At 72.9% G+C, this 18759-nt stretch carries 14 protein-coding genes and 1 tRNA gene; 13 read left to right on the forward strand and 2 right to left on the reverse strand.

What is annotated here, in order from left to right:
• Window positions 1–8 precede the first annotated feature (8 nt).
• The 13 genes from hisS (at window position 9) to FGI33_RS01900 (ending at window position 14746) form a co-directional block, all read left to right on the forward strand.
• Complete coding sequence (gene hisS / locus FGI33_RS01840) at window positions 9–1316, forward strand: histidine--tRNA ligase (protein ID WP_119434646.1); 1308 nt, start codon at window positions 9–11, stop codon at window positions 1314–1316.
• Between the two features lie 115 nt (window positions 1317–1431).
• Window positions 1432–2712: a phosphopyruvate hydratase gene (eno, locus tag FGI33_RS01845; protein ID WP_119434645.1), complete on the forward strand. Its 1281-nt coding sequence runs from the start codon at window positions 1432–1434 to the stop codon at window positions 2710–2712.
• Between the two features lie 82 nt (window positions 2713–2794).
• On the forward strand, window positions 2795–3352 hold the full coding sequence (locus FGI33_RS01850) for an FtsB family cell division protein (protein WP_119434644.1): 558 nt from the start codon (window positions 2795–2797) through the stop codon (window positions 3350–3352).
• Window positions 3349–3864, forward strand: a complete 516-nt coding sequence (locus tag FGI33_RS01855) for a DUF501 domain-containing protein (RefSeq protein ID WP_237582171.1) — start codon at window positions 3349–3351, stop codon at window positions 3862–3864. The genes FGI33_RS01850 and FGI33_RS01855 overlap by 4 nt, the downstream gene beginning before the upstream one ends.
• A complete protein-coding gene (locus FGI33_RS01860) occupies window positions 3861–5144 on the forward strand; it encodes a S8 family peptidase (RefSeq protein WP_237582172.1) in 1284 nt (427 codons plus the stop codon). The genes FGI33_RS01855 and FGI33_RS01860 overlap by 4 nt, the downstream gene beginning before the upstream one ends.
• A 37-nt stretch (window positions 5145–5181) precedes the next feature.
• On the forward strand, window positions 5182–6669 hold the full coding sequence (locus FGI33_RS01865) for an NAD(P)/FAD-dependent oxidoreductase (protein ID WP_119402228.1): 1488 nt from the start codon (window positions 5182–5184) through the stop codon (window positions 6667–6669).
• Window positions 6670–6783: 114 nt separating this feature from the next.
• Window positions 6784–6858, forward strand: a tRNA-Leu gene (locus FGI33_RS01870).
• Window positions 6859–7034: 176 nt separating this feature from the next.
• Complete coding sequence (locus FGI33_RS01875; RefSeq protein ID WP_119434630.1) at window positions 7035–8231, forward strand: PP2C family protein-serine/threonine phosphatase; 1197 nt, start codon at window positions 7035–7037, stop codon at window positions 8229–8231.
• Complete coding sequence (locus FGI33_RS01880; protein ID WP_119434629.1) at window positions 8228–10219, forward strand: glycosyltransferase family 2 protein; 1992 nt, start codon at window positions 8228–8230, stop codon at window positions 10217–10219. Before FGI33_RS01875 ends, FGI33_RS01880 begins: the two co-directional genes overlap by 4 nt.
• A complete protein-coding gene (locus FGI33_RS01885; protein WP_119402232.1) occupies window positions 10216–10554 on the forward strand; it encodes an STAS domain-containing protein in 339 nt (112 codons plus the stop codon). Before FGI33_RS01880 ends, FGI33_RS01885 begins: the two co-directional genes overlap by 4 nt.
• Window positions 10544–10993: an ATP-binding protein gene (locus tag FGI33_RS01890; protein WP_237582173.1), complete on the forward strand. Its 450-nt coding sequence runs from the start codon at window positions 10544–10546 to the stop codon at window positions 10991–10993. Before FGI33_RS01885 ends, FGI33_RS01890 begins: the two co-directional genes overlap by 11 nt.
• 14 nt (window positions 10994–11007) lie before the next feature.
• On the forward strand, window positions 11008–13620 hold the full coding sequence (gene opgC, locus FGI33_RS01895) for an OpgC domain-containing protein (RefSeq protein WP_237582174.1): 2613 nt from the start codon (window positions 11008–11010) through the stop codon (window positions 13618–13620).
• Window positions 13621–13804: 184 nt separating this feature from the next.
• A complete protein-coding gene (locus FGI33_RS01900; protein ID WP_119434638.1) occupies window positions 13805–14746 on the forward strand; it encodes a ferritin-like domain-containing protein in 942 nt (313 codons plus the stop codon).
• 100 nt (window positions 14747–14846) lie between these two features.
• On the opposite strand, the gene FGI33_RS01905 is transcribed toward FGI33_RS01900, so the two are convergent.
• On the reverse strand, window positions 14847–16289 hold the full coding sequence (locus FGI33_RS01905) for an amino acid permease (RefSeq protein WP_119434639.1): 1443 nt from the start codon (window positions 16287–16289) through the stop codon (window positions 14847–14849).
• Window positions 16290–16421: 132 nt separating this feature from the next.
• Window positions 16422–18725 carry a hypothetical protein gene (locus tag FGI33_RS01910; RefSeq protein WP_237582175.1) on the reverse strand — a complete coding sequence of 768 codons (2304 nt, stop codon included), beginning with the start codon at window positions 18723–18725 and terminating at the stop codon, window positions 16422–16424.
• Between the last annotated feature and the right edge of the window lie 34 nt (window positions 18726–18759).

Genomic DNA, 18759 nt, shown 5'->3' on the forward strand with positions numbered 1-18759 from the left:
ATCGGGGGATGCCCCAGCAGATCACGCCGCCCCGCGGCATGCGCGACTTCCTGCCCGCCGAGAAGGCCCGCCGCGAGCAGGCGCTCGCGATCATCCGCCGCACCTACCGCGCGCACGGCTTCGACGAGATCGAGACCCCCGTGGTCGAGGAGTCCGGCCGGCTGCACGCGGGCCTCGGCGGCGACAACGAGAAGCTCGCCTACTCGGTGCTGAAGCGCGGCCTCTCCGGCGACGACCTGCACGCGGCCGCCGACGCCGGCGACGTCCTCGCGCTCTCCGACCTCGGGCTGCGCTTCGACCTCACGGTGCCGCTCGCGCGCTTCTACGCGTCGCACCGCGCGGAGCTGCCGGGCGTCTTCCGGGCGATCCAGGCCGCCCCCGTCTGGCGCGCCGAGCGACCGCAGAAGGGCCGCTACCGCCAGTTCATGCAGTGCGACATCGACATCATCGGCGAGGCCGGCCAGCTGGCCGAGGTCGAGCTGATCTCCGCCACCGCGGCGACGCTGGCGGCCCTCGGCCTCACCGGCTGCACCATCCGCGTGAACGACCGGCGCATCCTCGCGGGGATCCTCGACTTCTGCGGCTTCGCGCCCGACCGCCAGGCGCAGGCGCTCATCAGCATCGACAAGCTCGACAAGATCGGCGCGGCGGGCGTCGTGGCGGAGCTCGCCGAGGGCGGCGCGGACGCGGCGGCCGTGCTCGGCGGGATCCTCGAGCGCATCGAGCCCGCGCTCGCCGACGGCGGCGTGCCGCTCACGGCCGAGGCCATCACCGGGATCCTCCCCGCGGGCGTCGACCCCGACGCGGTGGCCGACCTCGAGACCCTGGCGGACGCGCTCGTCGGCCTGCCCGACGGCGTCACGCTCCGCTTCGACCCGACGCTCGTGCGCGGCATGGGCTACTACACGGGCACGATCTTCGAGATCGCGCACCCCGCGTCCGGCAGCTCGGTCGGCGGCGGCGGCCGCTACGACGGCATGATCGGCCGCTTCCTCGGCCAGGACGTGCCGGCGGCCGGCTTCTCGATCGGCTTCGAGCGGATCGTCGACCTGGCGGTGCTGCCCGAGGCGGAGGACACCGACGCCATCGCCCTCGTGCACGACAGGCGGACCCCGGTCCAGGTGCTCGCGCGCCTCAAGGCCGAGCTCGTCGCCTCGGGCCGGCGCGTGCGCCTGGAGCCGCGCCCGAAGAACGTCGCGCCGCTCCTCGAGGCGCTCAAGCGGCAGGGCTTCCGCACGTTCGCGGCCGTCGACGCCGACACGTCCGGCGCCGCGTCCCTCCAGGAGCGCCCGCTCGACGGCGGCCCGCGCGGCTGATCCGCCACCTGCGCGACACCTGCGCGCAGGCCCCGCCGCCCCCGGCCCGGAAGGGCCCCGCGGCTAGGATGGATCCGACTTCCCACCCCCCACCGCAACGCAAGGAGACCATTCCGTGGCAGCCATCGAAGCAGTCAACGCACGCGAGATCCTCGACTCCCGGGGCAACCCGACCGTCGAGGTCGAGGTGCTCCTCGAGGACGGCACGTTCACGCGCGCGGCCGTCCCGTCCGGCGCATCCACCGGCGCGTTCGAGGCGTACGAGCTGCGCGACAGCGACGCGGGCCGCTACCTGGGCAAGGGCGTCCAGAAGGCCGTCGCCGCCGTCGTCGACGAGATCGGCCCGGCCATCCAGGACCTCGACGCCGCGGACCAGCGCATCATCGACGCCACGATGATCGAGCTCGACGGCACCGAGAACAAGTCCCGCCTCGGCGCCAACGCGCTGCTCGGCGTCTCCCTCGCGGTCGCGAAGGCGGCGGCCGACTCGGCCGAGCTGCCCCTCTACCGCTACCTCGGCGGCCCGAACGCGCACACGCTGCCGGTCCCCATGCTCAACGTCATCAACGGCGGCTCGCACGCGGACACCAACGTCGACATCCAGGAGTTCATGCTCCTGCCCGTCGGCGCGTCCACCTTCTCCGAGGGCCTGCGCTGGGGCGTCGAGACGTACCACGCGCTCAAGAGCCTGCTGAAGAAGAAGGGCCTGTCCACCGGCCTCGGCGACGAGGGCGGCTTCGCGCCGAACCTCGACAGCAACCGCGCCGCGCTCGACCTCCTCATGGAGGCCATCGACGCCGCGGGCTTCACCGCCGGCAAGCAGATCGCGCTCGGCCTCGACGTCGCCTCCAGCGAGTTCTACTCCGACGGCGCCTACACGTTCGAGGGCCAGAAGGTCGACGCCGCGCACCTCACGGCGTACTTCGCGGACCTCGTCGCGTCCTACCCCCTCATCACCATCGAGGACCCGCTGGACGAGGACGACTGGGCCGGCTACGACCACTTCACGGCCGAGCTCGGCGCGAAGGTGCAGATCGTCGGCGACGACCTCTTCGTCACCAACCCGAAGCGCCTCGCCGACGGCATCACGCGCGGCGTCGCCAACTCGATCCTCGTGAAGGTCAACCAGATCGGCACGCTCACCGAGACGCTCGACGCGGTCAGCCTCGCGCAGCGCAGCGGCTACACCACCGTGCTGTCGCACCGCTCGGGCGAGACCGAGGACACGACCATCGCCGACCTCGCGGTCGCGGTGGACGCGGGCCAGATCAAGACCGGCGCCCCCGCCCGCAGCGAGCGCGTCGCGAAGTACAACCAGCTCCTCCGCATCGAGCAGGACCTCGGCGCCGCCGCGGTCTACGCCGGCCGCAGCGCCTTCCCGCGCTTCCAGGCCTGATCCGGCCGGTCCGCCCGCGCCACCACGGCGCGGGCGGACCGCCGTCCACCCGCACGACCGATCCGCACACGAAGGAGGACCGATGGCCCGCTTCCCCGGCCTCGACACCCTCCGCGCCCGCCGCGCGCCGCGTCCCCGCACCGAGCGCGTCCCGGTGGCGCTGCCCGACGGCGACGCCCCCGCGGGCAACTGGCTCCGCAGCATGCGCTTCTCCGGCTTCTCCGTGATGGTGCTCGTGCTCCTCGTCCTCACGGTCGTGGTGCTCGCCCCGGGCCTGCGCATCTACCTCGAGCAGCGGCAGCAGCTCAGCAGCCTGCAGAGCGCGGTGGACGCCCAGAAGGGCACCATCGCCCAGCTCCAGGACCAGCGCGCCCGCTACGACGACCCGGCGTTCCTCAAGGCGCAGGTCCGCGACCGCCTCTTCTACGTGATGCCTGGCGAGACGAGCTACCTCGTCCGCGGGCTGCCCGCCTCCTCCGGCGACGACACCACGACGCCCGACGGCGCGCCCATCAGCGCCGACCTGCAGGAGACGAAGCAGGACTGGGTGCAGGCCCTGCTCGGATCCGCGCTCACGAGCGCCCTCAGCGACACCCCGCCCGACCAGCTCCAGGGATCCGTCCAGGGAGGCGACCAGTGACCCGACCCCCCTTCGACCCGCCCTCCGAGCGCGACGTCCGCATCGTCTCCGCCCAGCTCGGCCGCCCCGCGCGCGACGTGGTCGGCATCGCCGCCCGCTGCGTCTGCGGCAACCCCACCGTGGTGAGCACGGCGCCGCGCCTCGGCGACGGCACGCCGTTCCCCACGCTCTACTACCTGTGCCACCCCGCGGCCACCGCCGCCATCTCGCACCTCGAGGCCGAGCACGTGATGGCCGAGCTGCAGGACGACCTCGCGGAGGACGAGGCGCTGCGCGACGCGTACGCCGCCGCCCACGCGTCCTACCTCGCCGACCGCGAGTCGATCCTCGTGGTGCCCGAGCTCACCGGCGTCTCCGCGGGCGGGATGCCCGTGCGCGTGAAGTGCCTGCACGCCCTCGCGGGCCACGCGCTCGCCGCGGGTCCCGGCGTGAACCCCATCGGCGACATCGCGCTGGCCCGGGCCGCGTGGTCGCCGGACGTCTGCGAGTGCGCCGACCCCGACGCGGCATGACCCCCGCGCCCGGCGCCCGCGCGTCGACCCGGCCGGGCCGCCGCCTCGCGCGGGCGGCCGCCGCCGGGACCCTCGCGCTGGCCGCCGTGCTGACCGCGGCGACGCCCGTCCAGGCGGATCCCGTCCGCGAGCGCCAGTACTGGCTCGCCGACTACGGCGTCGAGCAGGCCTGGCAGACCACGCGCGGCGAGGGCGTGAAGGTCGCCGTCATCGACACGGGCGTCGACGCGTCCGTCGCCGACCTGCGCGGCGCGGTGGTGGGCGGCACCGACGTCTCGGGTGTCGGATCCGCGGACGGCACCACGCCCGTCGGCGCCTCGAGCGAGCACGGCACCATGGTCGCGTCGCTCCTCGCGGGACGCGGCACCGGCACGGGATCCGGCGTCATCGGCGTCGCCCCGGCCGCGAGCCTCCTCAGCGTCTCTGTCGCGCTCGGCGGTCCGACGTCCGGCGCGCGCGACGAGGACGCGCAGATCGCCGACGCCGTCCGCTGGGCCGTCGACAACGGCGCGAGCGTCATCAACATGTCCCTCACCCGCAACTCGCTCGACTGGCCCGAGAGCTGGGACCGCGCCTTCCTCTACGCCTACGAGCACGACGTGGTGGTCGTCGCGGCCGCGGGCAACCGGGGGAGCGGCACCACCGAGGTGGGCGCGCCCGCCACGATCCCCGGCGTGCTCGCGGTCGCGGGCGTCGACCGCGCGGGGGCCGCGAGCTTCGACGCGTCGTCGCAGGGCATCACCATCGCGGTCGCCGCGCCGAGCGAGCAGCTCGTCGGCGTCGAGCCCGGCGGCCGCTACGTGCAGTGGAGCGGCACGAGCGGCGCGGCGCCCCTCGTCTCCGGCGTCGTCGCGCTCGTGCGCGCCGCGCATCCGGAGCTGAAGGCCGACGACGTGGTGGAGCGCGTGCTCGCCACGGCGAGGCAGAAGGGCCAGCCCGAGATCTACGGCCGCGGTCTCGTCGATGCCGCCGCCGCCGTGACGGACGACGTCGCGCCCGCGAGCGGCAAGCCCCTGGGCGACCTCGAGGAGTGGGTGCGCCTGTACCGCCGTGCGCCGGCCGCGACGCCGGATCCGACCGCGTCGGCCACCCCGGACGCCGCGCCCGCTGTGCCCGCCGACGCCCCCACCGCCGATCCCGGGGCCGACGCGCTGCCGACCGCGGGCGAGCTCCGCGAGGTGGGGATCCCCGCCCTCGTCCTCTCCGTCTTCGCGGCGCTCGCGGCCGCCATGGCGGTCGTCGCGTGGCGGCATTTCAGACGGCTGCTCCGTAGGGGGTAGCCTGATTTCGACCACAACCTGCAGGGAGTCATCCATCGTGCCCAAAATCCTGATCGTCGGCGGCGGCTACGCCGGTTTCTACACGGCATGGAAGCTCGAGTCGCACCTCCGATCCGGCGAGGCCGAGGTCACCATGGTCGACCCGCTGCCGTACATGACGTACCAGCCGTTCCTGCCCGAGGTGGTCTCCGGATCCATCGAGCCCCGCCACGCGGTCGTCTCGCAGCGACGCCACCTCCGCACCACCAACGTCGTGACGGCGAAGGTCACCGGCATCGACCACGCGTCCAAGACCGCGACCATCACGCCGCCCGTGGGCGAGCCGTACGAGTTCGCGTACGACATCATCGTCGTCACCGCGGGCAGCGTCTCGCGCACGTTCCCGATCCCGGGCGTCGCGGACGAGGCCATCGGCCTGAAGACGATCGAGGAGGCCGTCGCCATCCGCGACCGCATCTTCGCCAACTTCGACCGCGCGGCCACGCTGCCCGCCGGGCCCGAGCGCGACCGCCTCCTCACCTTCGTGGTGGTCGGCGGCGGCTTCGCCGGCATCGAGGTCTTCGCCGAGATGCGCAGCATCGCGACCGACCTCGTGAAGAAGTACCCCGAGATCGACTTCGAGGACACGCACTTCCACCTCATCGAGGCGATGGGCCGGATCATGCCCGAGGTGTCGCTCGAGACCAGCCACTGGGTGCTCAAGAACCTCGCCGAGCGCGGCGCGCTCGTGCACCTCGACACGCAGCTCAAGTCCGCCGTCGGCGGCGTCGTCGAGCTGTCGACCGGCGAGTCGTTCGAGTCCGACGTCATCGTCTGGACCGCGGGCGTCATGGCCAGCCCCATGCTCAAGAACACCGACCTCCCGATCGAGGAGCGCGGGCGCCTGCGCGTGCGCGCCGACGGTCGCGTCGAGGGCGACGACGGCATCGTGGCGGACGCCTGGGGCGCCGGCGACGTGGCGGCCACCCCCGACCTCACGGGCGGCGGCGTCGGCGGCTTCTGCGTGCCCAACGCGCAGCACGCCGTCCGCCAGGGCAAGCTCATGGCGAAGAACATCACCGCGAGCCTCCGCGGCGAGGGCATCACCGACTACTTCCACAAGAACCTCGGCGCCGTCGCGGGCCTCGGCCTCTACCAGGGCGCGTTCCAGTCCGGGAAGCTCGGCATCACCGGCTTCCCCGCCTGGGTCATGCACCGCGGCTACCACGGCCTCGCGATCCCGTCCTTCGAGCGCAAGGCGCGCGTCGTCACCGGCTGGGTGAACAACCTGGTCTGGGGCCGCGACATCGTCTCTCTCGAGGCACGCGAGACCCCGCGCACCGCGTTCGAGACGTTCGCGTCGCGCCCGCGTCCCGCCGCGGACGCCGCTCCGGCCGCTCCCGTCAAGAAGGAGGAGGCGCCCGCCAAGAAGGCCGCCGACGACAAGGCCGACGCGCCCGCCGAGGGCGAGAAGTCCCCGGCGCTCGCGGGCAGCTACAGCTCCGCGCCCAGCGCCGAGACCACGGACGAGAAGCCCTCGGCCTGATCCACCCGCACCACCGACGACGGCCCGCAGGCTTGAGCCTGCGGGCCGTCGTCATGCCCGGCGCCACCGGATCCGCACGGCGACCGTAGGCTGTCGGGAGCGCTCCGGCGCCGCGCCCCCGTAGTCCAATTGGCAGAGACGGGCGACTTAAAATCGCTACAGGTCAGGGTTCGAGTCCCTGCGGGGGCACTCGCGTCGACGCGCTCGGCCCATCGCCTGCCCCGTCCGTGACCACTGGGACGACCACCGAGGTCATCCGGGCAGCGCCACTTAGTACGTCCCCTATCGATCCGGCCACGTAAGCTGAACACACCCTAGGTTTTGGGGTGCCGTGGACGGGGGTCCACGTCGGCGAGGGGGCGGGGATGACTCTGATCGAGGACGCGCGGTCGACCGCGGCGCAGCGCGCCGTGGAGGCCCTTGGGCTGCTCGACGGCCCGCCCGAGGAGCGCTTCGACCGCGTCACCCGTCTCGCCCGCACGGCCTTCGCCGTGCCGCTGTCGACCATCGGCCTCGCCGACCACGACCGCATGTGGTTCGCCTCCTGCGCCGGCGCCGAGCTGTCCGAGACGCCGATCAGCAGCGTCTTCTGCGACACCACCGTCCGCGAGGAGCGCGTGCTCGTCGTCGAGGACGCGCAGGCGCACCCCGTCTTCCGCCACCTGCCCACCGTGGCGGGCGAGCCGCACATCCGCTTCTACGCGGGGCACCCGCTGCGCGACGCCGAGGGACTGGTCATCGGCACCTTCTGCCTGTACGACGTCGAGCCGCGCGGCCTCGACGCCGGTCAGCTCGCGCTCTTCGCCGAGCTGGCCGAGTGGGCGCAGCGCGAGCTCATCGCGAGCGCCGAGATGGACCGCGCCCAGGCGGTGCAGTCCGCCCTGCTGCCCGCCGCCGAGGTCGAGATCCCCGGATACGACGTCGCCGCCGTGTGCGTGCCCGCCCAGGTCGTGGGCGGCGACTTCTACGACTACGAGCGCACCCCGTCCGGCCTCCGCTTCTCCATCGCCGACGTGATGGGGAAGGGCACGGGCGCTGCGATCCTCACCGCCACGGTCCGCGCCGTGCTCCGCGGCATCGCGAGCACCGCCGACCGCTACGGCGCGGGCGTCCTCGAGGACACGGGCCTCATGGTCACCGACGCGGCGCGCTCGCTCGAGGCCGACCTCGACCGCACGGGCGCGTTCGTCACGCTCCAGCACGGGCACCTCGACCAGGCGTCGGGGCTCCTCCGCTACGCCGACGCGGGGCACGGGCTGACCATCGTCGTCCACCCCGACGGCCGCGTCACGCACCTCGACACGAGCGACCTGCCCGTCGGGATCGACCCCGACCACCGCTGGGAGGAGCGGCACACGGTGCTCGGGCACGGCGACACCTTCGTCACCTTCAGCGACGGCCTCTTCGACATGTTCGGCGGCAGCGAGCCCGCGTTCGCGCTCATCGGCCGCCTGGTGACGGAGTCCGGCGGCGTGCACGCGCTCGTGGAGCGGGTCCGCATCCTGGCCTCGGCCGGCACGCCGCTCGACGACGTGAGCGTCCTCGCCGTGAGCCGCGCGTGAGCCGCTCGACGCATCGCGCGCCGACCACGGGACGGTCGCCGCTGCGCTTCGCGCTCATCCGCCTGCTCGCGGTGGTCACGGCGATCCTCGGGCTCAACTACATCGTCTGGCGCCTGCTGTTCTCGGTGAACCCCGAGGCGCTCTGGATCGCGATCCCGCTCGTGCTCGCGGAGACCTACAGCCTCATCGACTCGCTCCTCTTCGGGCTCACGATGTGGCGGGCGCGCGACCGACCGAAGCCCCCGGCACCGCAGCCGGGCCTCACGGTCGACGTGTTCATCGCGACCTACAACGAGCCGCTCGACCTCGTCATGGAGACCGCGCGCGCCGCCCAGCGCATCACCTACCCGCACAAGACGTGGGTGCTCGACGACGGCAACCGCACCGAGCTCCGCGACCTCGCCGAGGCGGAGGGCATCGGCTGGATCACCCGCTCGGCCGACTGGTCGGGCCGCGCCCGCCACGCCAAGGCCGGCAACCTCAACAACGCGCTGCTGACGACCGAGGGCGAGTTCATGCTCATCCTCGACGCCGACCAGGTGCCCGTGCCCGAGATCCTCGACAGGACGCTCGGCTACTTCGACGACCGGCGCATGGCGCTCGTGCAGACGCCGCAGGTGTTCGTGAACGTGCCGGACGAGGACGTGCTCGGCAGCCAGGCGCCGCTGTTCTACGGCCCCATCCAGCAGGGCAAGGACGGGTGGAACGCGGCGTTCTTCTGCGGCTCCAACGCGATCCTCCGCCGCGAGGCCCTCATGCTCCTCGGCGTCTCGCGCTACGTGACGGACATCGAGATCAGCGTCTTCCGCGCACTGCGCACGGCGGGCGACGTGCTCGACAAGGCGCGCGAGGAGCTCGAGCCCGACCAGCTGGAGCTGCGGAAGGCGCTCGACGACGTCGCCTACGACGTGCGCCGTGCCCGCGCCGAGCTGCGCCGCGGCCAGGCGCTGGCCGACGTGACCTACCGCTTCCAGAAGCGCGTCGACTCCATCGCGGCGCGCATGGTGCAGGACGACATGGCCGCGCTGAACGCCGACCTCGCCGAGATCGCCGCGCTCGCGGGCCGCCACTCCGCGGAGCGCGACGCGGTCTCGCTCGTCGACGAGAGCGCCATGACGCGCCTCGCGCAGCGCGACTGGTCGCCGCTCGGGGCGCTCGACGCCGTGCGCGCGATCGTGCGGGACATCGACGTGCACCGCGACGACGACGCGCAGTCGATCATGCCGCTGGCCACCATCTCGGTCACCGAGGACATGGCGACCTGCATGCGCCTGCACGGCCTCGGCTGGAAGAGCGCGTACCACGACGAGACGCTCGCCTACGGCCTGGCGCCCGAGGACCTGCCGACCATGCTCACGCAGCGGCTCCGCTGGGCGCAGGGCACGATCCAGGTGTTCTTCCGCGAGAACCCGCTGCTGCAGAAGGCGCTCTCGATCCCGCAGCGCCTCATGTACTTCGCCACCATGTGGAGCTACTTCTCCGGCTTCACGGCCGTCGTCTACGTGGCCGCGCCGATCATCTACCTCGTCTTCGGGGTGCTGCCGGTGCAGGCGCTGTCGACGGACTTCTTCAGCCGGCTCATCCCGTTCCTCGTCGTGAACCAGCTCCTCTTCGCGGTCGTCGGACGCGGCAAGCGCACCTGGCGCGGCCAGCAGTACTCGCTGGCGCTCTTCCCCGTCTGGATCTCCTCGGTCACCACGGCCGTCGCCAACGTGTTCTTCCGCAAGCCCCTCGACTTCGCCGTGACCCCGAAGGTCCGCGCGGAGAGCGGCAAGCCGCGGTGGGACCTCGTGAAGCCCCAGCTCTACGTGATCGGCGCGCTCATCGTGGCGTCGGCGATCGGCCTGCTGCGCCTCGCGGTCGGGCAGGCGACGCCGCTCGGCACGTTCACCAACCTCGCCTGGGTCGTCTTCGACCTGGCGATCTTCAGCATCATCATCCGTGCGGCCCGCTATCGGGGCTTCACGCCGGCCAAGGAGGACGCATGATCGACATCGCAGTGGACGAGCAGGGCACGAACGTGAGCGTCGTCACCCCGACGGGTCGGCTGAACATGGTGTCCGCCCGCCAGCTGACGACCGTCATCACCGAGGTCATCGACGGCGGACGGCCGTTCGTCGTCGTGGACCTCGGCAGCACGGACTTCATGGACTCCTCCGGCCTCGGCGCCCTCGTCTCGGGCCTCAAGCGCGCCCGGCAGGCGGGCGGCGACCTGCGCCTCGCGCGCCCGAACGCGCAGGTGAAGGCCGTCCTGGAGCTCACCAACCTCAACCGCGTCCTCACGGTGCACGAGTCGCCCGAGGGCGTGTTCCGTGACCGATGAGGGCATGACGCACCACGCGCCGCCGGTGCGGGCCAACGTCACGCTCCCGGCCGTGGAGGAGAGCCTCTCCGCCGTGCACGCGGTGATCGCGGCGGTGTGGGACCAGGCGTTCGACGTCAGCGACATGGAGCGGATGCTCTTCGAGACGGCCGTGGTGGAGATCGCGGGCAACGTGGTCGAGCACGGCGTCGCCGTGGGGGAGCGCGCGGGGTACCCCGTGACCTTCACCATGACCGTGATCTGCCAGCACGACCGCATCGTCGCGCTGTTCGAGGACGACGGCCAGCCCGCCGTCGTCGACCTCACCCAGGTGTCCATGCCCGACGACCTCAGCGAGAGCGGCCGCGGGCTGGCGCTCGCGCAGGCGGCCCTCGACGACCTCACCTACGAGCGCACCGACGGAAGCAACCGCTGGCGGCTGGTCAGGCTCCGCGGCTGATGCGCGGCGGGGGGATGCGGGCACGCGGGGGCGGGCGCACGCGGGGACGGATCGGCGGCTGGGCCGCGGCCATGGTGGCGCTCGCGATCGCGGTGGTCCCGGCGACCGCGGCGCTCGCCGCCCCGGCCGCGCCGTCCGCACCCCGGGCCGCCGCTCCCGCGGCGCCCGCCGACGAGGTCGACCTCACCGAGGCGCCCGCCGCGCCCTGGTTCGGCGGCATCCTCGACTGGACCGCCGACGACGCGCAGAGCTACGCGGACCGCCTCGGGGCGACCCCCGCGGTGCTCGGGCAGTCGGTGCGCTACCCCCTCGGATCCGACGACGTCACCTACCTCGACCAGTTCGCGCAGCAGGCCGCGCAGCAGGGGTCGCTCCTCTTCCTCACGCTCGAGCCGACGAAGCCGCTGGCCGACCTGACCGCGGCCGACGCGACCGCGCTCACGGGCCGGCTCGAGGCGCTCCGCGAGCGCTACGACTCCCGCGCGCTCGTCCGGTTCGCGCCCGAGATGAACGGCTCGTGGACCCCCTGGGGCCAGCAGCCGACCGCGTACATCGCCGCGTTCCGCCAGGTCGCCGACGCCGTGCACGCGTCCGACGCGGGCGCCGTCACCGTGTGGTCACCCGCGTACGCGGCCGGCTACCCGTTCGGATCCGCCGACGGCCTCACCCAGGGATCCGCCACCCGCTCCATCGCGGAGCTCGACACCGACGGCAACGGCCGCGTCGACGTGGACGACGACGCGTACCGGCCGTACTACCCGGGCGACGACGCCGTCGACTGGGTGGGCCTGTCCGCGTCCCACTTCGGCGCGGAGCAGGACTTCACCGTCGGCCAGCCCACCGAGGACTACCTCGGCACCGAGGTGATCCCGCAGCAGGAGTTCGGCGAGAACGTCGTGCCCGAGGAGGGCAAGTTCTCCCGTGAGCTGGCGGGCCAGTACGGCTACTCCGACCAGGCCGGCGCGGGGCGCGACTTCGCCGCCGAGTGGATCGAGGGCACCGGCAAGCCGGCCGTGATCGAGACGGGCGCCCTCTACGACCCGGCCCGCACCGACGGCGCGAGCGAGATCGACATCAAGAGCGCGTGGTGGGACCAGGTGCTCTCGGCCGACATCCGGTCGGCCCACCCCGGCATCGGCATGGTCGTCTGGCGCGAGCTCCAGCGCACCGAGGCCGAGGCCAAGGGCGCCGTCATCGACTGGCGGGCCACGGGCGACACCACGGTCGCGTCCGCGCTCCTCACGCACCTGGATCCGGCGACCGCGACGCTCGGCCCCGTCACGCAGGTCTTCGACCAGGAGCGCGCCAACGTCGCCACCGCGCAGTACCGCGACCCGGGATCCCCCGAGGACGAGCAGATGGGGTGGATCGTGCTCTGCGCGGTCGTGCTCCTGCTCCTCTTCGTGATCTCCGGGCTCATCGGCCGCCTCAAGCCCGGCTGGCGCTACCCCGACGAGAACAGCCCCCGCGACCGCCGCCTCGACCTCTTCCGCGGCTGGACCATCGTCGCCGTGGTCATCACCCACATCGAGGTCGCGAGCCCGTACTCGTACGTGACCATCAACGCGATCGGCGCCATCACGGGCGCCGAGATGTTCGTGCTGCTGTCCGGCCTCGTGCTCGGCATGGTCTACCCGCTGGCGGTCAAGAGGTTCGGCGAGATGAAGGCCCTCATCTCCATCCTCCGGCGCGCGTTCAAGCAGTACGTCGTGGCGATCGCGGTGGTCGTCATCGTCTTCGCGCTCACGTTCGTGCCGTTCCTGGACACCGACGTGATCACCACGTTCACCGACCGCGGCACGGGCGCCGACGGCAAGACCACCACCGGGCAGGTCTACGACCTCTACCCGAACGGCGCGCGCCTGCTCGACTACCCGCCGCCCTGGTACGCGATCCGCGACCTGCTGCTGCTCCGCATGGGGCCGTGGGTGTTCAACATCATGGGCCTGTTCGTGGTGCTGACCCTCCTCGTCCCCGCGATCGTGTGGCTGCTCCGCCGCCGCATGTGGTGGGTCGTGCTCATCGCCAGCTGGACCGCGTACGTGCTCAACGCGCAGTTCGACATCCGCGTGCTGCCGTCGATGTTCGAGGACGTGTTCCCGCTGCTCACCTGGCAGGTCGCGTTCCTCAACGGCATGGTCATCGGCTACTACCGGAAGCAGATCACGCGCGCCCTCACCGGCCGGGTCGGCCGCGTGCTCGTGACGATCGGGCTGGTGGCGTACGTCGGCTCGCTCGCCGTGCTCTGGGCCGGGCACACCTACGGCGTGCAGCTGCCGGGCGTGCCCGACGGCCTCTACTCGTCGCTGTACGAGTCGATGTACCAGCGCACGTTCCTGCAGCCCGGACGCCTCATCGACCTCGCGCTGATGCTCGTGGTCGCGTACACGTTCCTCACCCGGGTGTGGAAGCCCGTGGACCGCGCGTTCGGCTGGTTCTACACGCCGCTCGGGTCCGCGAGCCTCTACGTCTTCATCGTCCACGTCTTCTTCGTGCTGATCGTCGGCAGCCTGCCGTTCCTCGACAGGGCCAATCCCTGGCAGGGGGCAGTGGTCCACACCCTGGTGCTGGCGGCGATCTGGTTCATGGTGACGCGCAAGGTGCTCTTCAAGGTGATCCCGACCTGATCAGCGTTCCCGAGATCCGCGACCGATCGGGCCAATCCGCGGGGAGCCGCGTTCCGAAGGGTTCGTGACATCCGGCGAAACAGTGCATCGCGCCCCTATCCGGATGCCTGTCACCCGTTTAGCGTTCGAACCACCACGCGCTCGGTATCTGGGATACGGACGCGACGATCAAGGGAGCTCATCCATGTTCGACAAGAAGTTCATCACCCAGGCCATCGACAGGAGCGCGCAGTCGCCCCTCGACCGTCGTCGCTTCTTCAGCGCGGCGGGCATCGCGGGTCTCGGCGTCGGCGCCGCGGCCCTCATCCCCGCGACCGGAGCCCAGGCGGCCGACGCCCAGGCCGAGGCCGACTCCGGGCAGGCGACCGACCTCGCCGTCCTCAACTTCGCGCTCAACCTCGAGTACCTCGAGGCGGAGTTCTACCTGCGTGCCTCCACCGGCGCGGGCCTCGTCCCGAACGACATCTCCGGCGTCGGCACGCCCGGTGGCGTCACCGGCGGCCGCCAGGTGCAGTTCAAGGACCGCGCCATCCGCGAGTACGCCCGCGAGATCGCCCAGGACGAGAAGGCGCACGTCAAGTTCCTGCGCTCCGCGCTCGGCTCGGCGAAGGTCGCGCGTCCCGCGATCAACCTGGACGACGCGTTCTCCGCGGCGGCCACGGCGGCCGGCCTCATCAAGCCGGGCGAGAAGTTCGACGCGTTCGCGAGCGACGAGAACTTCCTGCTCGCGTCCTTCGTGTTCGAGGACGTCGGAGTCACCGCCTACAAGGGCGCGGCCCCGCTCATCACGAACAAGACCTACCTCGAGGCGGCCGCCGGCATCCTCGCGGTCGAGGCGTACCACGCGGGCATCATCCGCACGTCGCTGTTCGCGAAGGGCCTCGCGGCCCCGACCAACGCGATCTCCAACGCGCGCGACTCCCTCGACGGGTCCACGGACCTCGACCAGGGCATCACGATCTCGGGCGGCGCCAACCTTGTGCCGACCGACGCGAACGGCATCGCGTTCAGCCGCACCACCGGTCAGGTCCTCAACATCGTGTACCTGAACAACAAGGCCGTGACGAAGGGCGGGTTCTACCCCAACGGCGTCAACGGCGGCATCAACACCAGCGGCGCGAACTAGCCCGCAGGTACGACGCAGCAGGGGCGCCGCCCACCTCGCGAGGTGGGCGGCGCCCCTGTCGTCGTGCGGGCGGATCCGCGGGCGGCCGGGCCGGCGGTCGTCAGCCGCGGTTGCGCGGGCTGTCGGCGGCGAGCACCGAGTTGCGGCGCGAGTACGTGAGGTAGATCACGAGGCCGATGACGAGCCACACCGCGAACCGCACCCACGTCTCCCACGGGAGCGACGAGACGAGCCACAGCGAGAAGCCGATGCCGATGATGGGCACCACGGGCATGGCCGGCAGGCGGAACGCCCGGGGGATCTCGGGCCGCTTGTAGCGCAGCACGATCACGGCCGCGCACACCACCACGAAGGCCAGCAGGATCCCGATGTTCGTGAGCTCCGCCACCACGGTGATGGGCAGGAAGCCCGCGAACAGCGCCGAGCCGATGCCGATGATCCACGTCACGCGCGTCGGCACGTTGCGCTTCCGGTCGGTGACCGCGAACCACTTCGGCAGCAGGCCGTCGCGGCTCATCGAGAACCACACGCGCGACGCCCCGAGCATGAACGTGAGCATCACGGTGACGACGCTGACGATCGCGCCGACCGCCACCACGTTCGCCACCGCGGGCAGGCCCACCGACTCGAACGCGGTCGCGAAGCCGCTCTCCGGGTTGATGTCCGAGTACTTCTGCATGCCCGTGAGGACGATGGTCGCGAGCACGTAGAGCACCATCGCGATCGCGAGCGACAGCAGGATCGCCTTCGGCATGTGCTTGGTCGCGTCCTTCGACTCCTCGGCCGCGGTGCTCATGGCGTCGTAGCCGAAGACCGCGAAGAACACGGTGGCGGCGCCCGTGAAGACGCCGGCCGCGCCGAACGGGAAGTAGGGCTGGTAGTTGGCGCCGGTGATCTGCGTGAAGCCGATGACGACGATCACGAGCACGAGCGTGACCTTGAGGCCCACGAGGTAGAGCTCGAAGCGGCCGACGCTCTTCATGCCGCGGGTGAGGACGAACGCGGTGCCGAGGCAGAGGATCACGGCGAAGAGGTCGACCACGTGGCCGTCGCCGGTGCCGGCCGCGCCGAGCATCCAGGCCGGGAGGTCGACGCCGAGCTGGTCGAGGAGGAAGCCCGCGTAGCCGGAGACGCCGATCGCGACCACGCCGACGATGGCGGTGTACTCGAGCAGCAGGTCCCACCCGATGAACCAGCCGACGATCTCGCCGAGCGCCGCGTAGCCGTAGGTGTACGCGGATCCGGCCTTCGGGATCATGCCCGCGAACTCCGCGTACGAGAGGGCCGCCGCGGCGCTCGCGATGCCGGCGATGAGGAACGAGATGAGGACCGCGGGGCCGGCCGTCTGGTTGGCGACGGTGCCCGCGAGCGTGAAGATGCCCGTGCCGATGATGCCGCCCACGCCGATCGCGGTGAGCTGCCACAGGCCGAGCGAGCGGGTGAGGCCGCCCTCCTCCGTCGCCGCGCCGGGCTCCGCCTCGATCGTCTCCACGGGCTTCCGCCGCGTGAGCGCCGCCCAGAGGGACGTGCTCGATGTGCTCATGCAGGACTCCTGCCGTCGGGGCCGCGCGGGCCTGATCGAGGCCGCCGGAGCCGGCGACGCCCCCAGTGTGGCCTCGGCCGACCATCCGCACCAGATGCGGCGCGGCAGCGGGACAGCGGCGGGGGACGGCTGCTAGAGGCGCTGCAGCGAGGGCTCGACCACGCGGATCCAGAGCCACACGGCGACGCTCACGGCCGCGAAGGCCGCGGCGACGACGAGCGCCGTGATCCAGACGCCGGCCGGCACGCCGCTCGCGGTCGTGGCCACGGCGGCGAAGGCCAGCGTGAGCACGGCGACGCTGACGACGGCCCACAGCGGCAGGGAGCGCAGGAGCAGCGAGCGTCCGAGGACCAGGGAGACCGGGGCGAGCGCGAGGGCGGCGGAGCTGAGCGCGGCCAGGGTGACGACGCTGAGGAGCTCGTTCGCCAGCTGCGGCCACATGCCGCCGGTCGCGGGGACGAGGCCGTAGAGGATCCAGGCCACGAGGCCGAGCGTCGCGAGCGACCCCGACTGCACGAGCGCGAGGCGGGCCCGCGACGCGTCGTCGCGGTCGTCGGCGACGAGGCCGAGCACCTGGCCGATCACGATGGGCGGGGCCAGCCCGAAGGACCGCGACACGAGCACCGCGGTCGCCGAGAGGACGAGCAGGGCGGGCACGGCGCGCACGCGTGCGGGTCCGGCGCCGACGCGGCCGGCCACCGAGGCGACCGCGACCACGCCGACGCCGTTCACGACGGCGAGTCCCACGAGGGCCGCGAGGAAGAGGCGGACGGCGTTGGGGTCGGATCCCACGGGCAGCGACAGCGCGGCCAGCGCGGCGGCGAGGGCGAGGGCTGCCGCGGCGGCGCCCCAACGGCCGGCGCGGCCGGGCTCGCGCGCGGGGCGGGCGCCGAGGAGCGTCGGCTCGGGCTCGCGACGCGCGGGCACGGGGATGGGAGCGGAGTCGAGCCGGCCGGGCACGATGCGCAGCTGGCCCGTCGTCGCGGTCGAGTCGGTGAACGCGGCCGCCGCGGCCCGCGTGGTGAGGGCGCCGGCGTCGCCGCGCGGGACGATCCGCAGCGGCGTCACGTCCTCCGCCGCGCGGTGGCGGCCGCCGAAGCGCGCGACGAGGGCGCCGCGGAGGAGGAGGGCCGGGAGGGTCACGAGGAGCACCGCGCCGAGCGCGAGCAGGAGGGGGAGGAGGCCGCGGCCGTCCGTGAACGCCGCGGGCAGCGGCTGGAGCGAGGTGCCGAAGCGCGTGGGCGCGTTCCAGGTGCCGGGGGCGGGGGCGGGGGCGGCGGGCGCGGATCCGGAGCCGGGTGCGCCGTCGGGTCCGGGGGCGGTCCCGGTGGATCCGCCGCCCTCGCCGCCGCTGGAACCGGATCCGGGCGCGGGCGCCGCCTGCGTGCCCTCGGGCGAGCTGGTGGCATCGGGCGTCGCGCTCGCGGGCGGGGTGGTCGTGCCCGGGGTGGGCGACGAGGCGGGCTGCGCGACCGTGATGCCCACCTCGGACGCGAGCGTGCTGATGTTGCCGAGCGGATCCGTGACCGTCGCCGTGATCCCGAGGGGCCCGGGCGGGAGCGTCCCGGTCGTGCACGACCAGCTGCCGCCGGCGACCTGCGCCTGGCAGGCCGCGTCGCCATAGCCCGTCAGGTAGGCGCGCACGACGTCGCCGTCCTCGTCGGCGGTGCCGGAGATCGTCATGCCCGTGGTGTCGACCGTCGCGCCGGCCGCGGGCGCGGTGATGATCGCGGCGCCCGGCGCCGTCGTGTCGAAGCTGCCCGTGCCGCGTCCGATGGCGGGCGTGCCCGTGCTCCACGACGTCGACTGGGTCGCGGTGACGGGGACGCCGGTCCCCGACGGCGGCGGCGGCGCGAGGAGGCACGCCCACGTGCTCGAGGAGCCGACGGTGGCGCGGCAGGCGGCGGATCCCGAGCGCGCATCGACGATCGCGCCCGGGTAGCCCGTGCCGCTGACGAGCCCGGTGGTCACGACGGAGAAGCTGTTGACGCCGGGCGCCCGCAGAACGGACGCGGTGGCGGTGGCCTCCTGCCCGCCGGCGGTGACGCGCACGGCGCTCTGCCCGTCCGGGACGCCGGTGGCGGTCGCGCGCCAGGTGGTGGAGGTGGGGAGCGTGACGGCGGCGGGCACGCTCGCGATGGTGACCTGCACGTCGGCGCCCGTGGGCCGCGTGCCGGTGACCGCGACGGCGCCGTCCGTGGAGAAGGCGGGCGTCTCGACCGTGGGACCGGGCGCCGGAGCGCCGGAGGGGATCGGGCTCGGCGTGGGGGTCGGGGTCTGCGTGGCGGCGGAGGCGGCGGCCGTGCCGCCGGCCGTGAGCGCGGCGAGCAGGAGGAGGATCGAGGCCGCACGGACGAGCCGCTTGCGGGATCGCCGGACACCGCCCGCTCCACCCCCCGTGGACGGACGACCCTCGTTCGTCGCCTGAACCTGCACCGTGCCTCCATTCAGGCGGGTGCGTCGGAGCGTG

It is taken from the genome of Clavibacter phaseoli (genome assembly GCF_021922925.1).
Taxonomy (GTDB): Bacteria; Actinomycetota; Actinomycetes; order Actinomycetales; family Microbacteriaceae; genus Clavibacter; species Clavibacter phaseoli.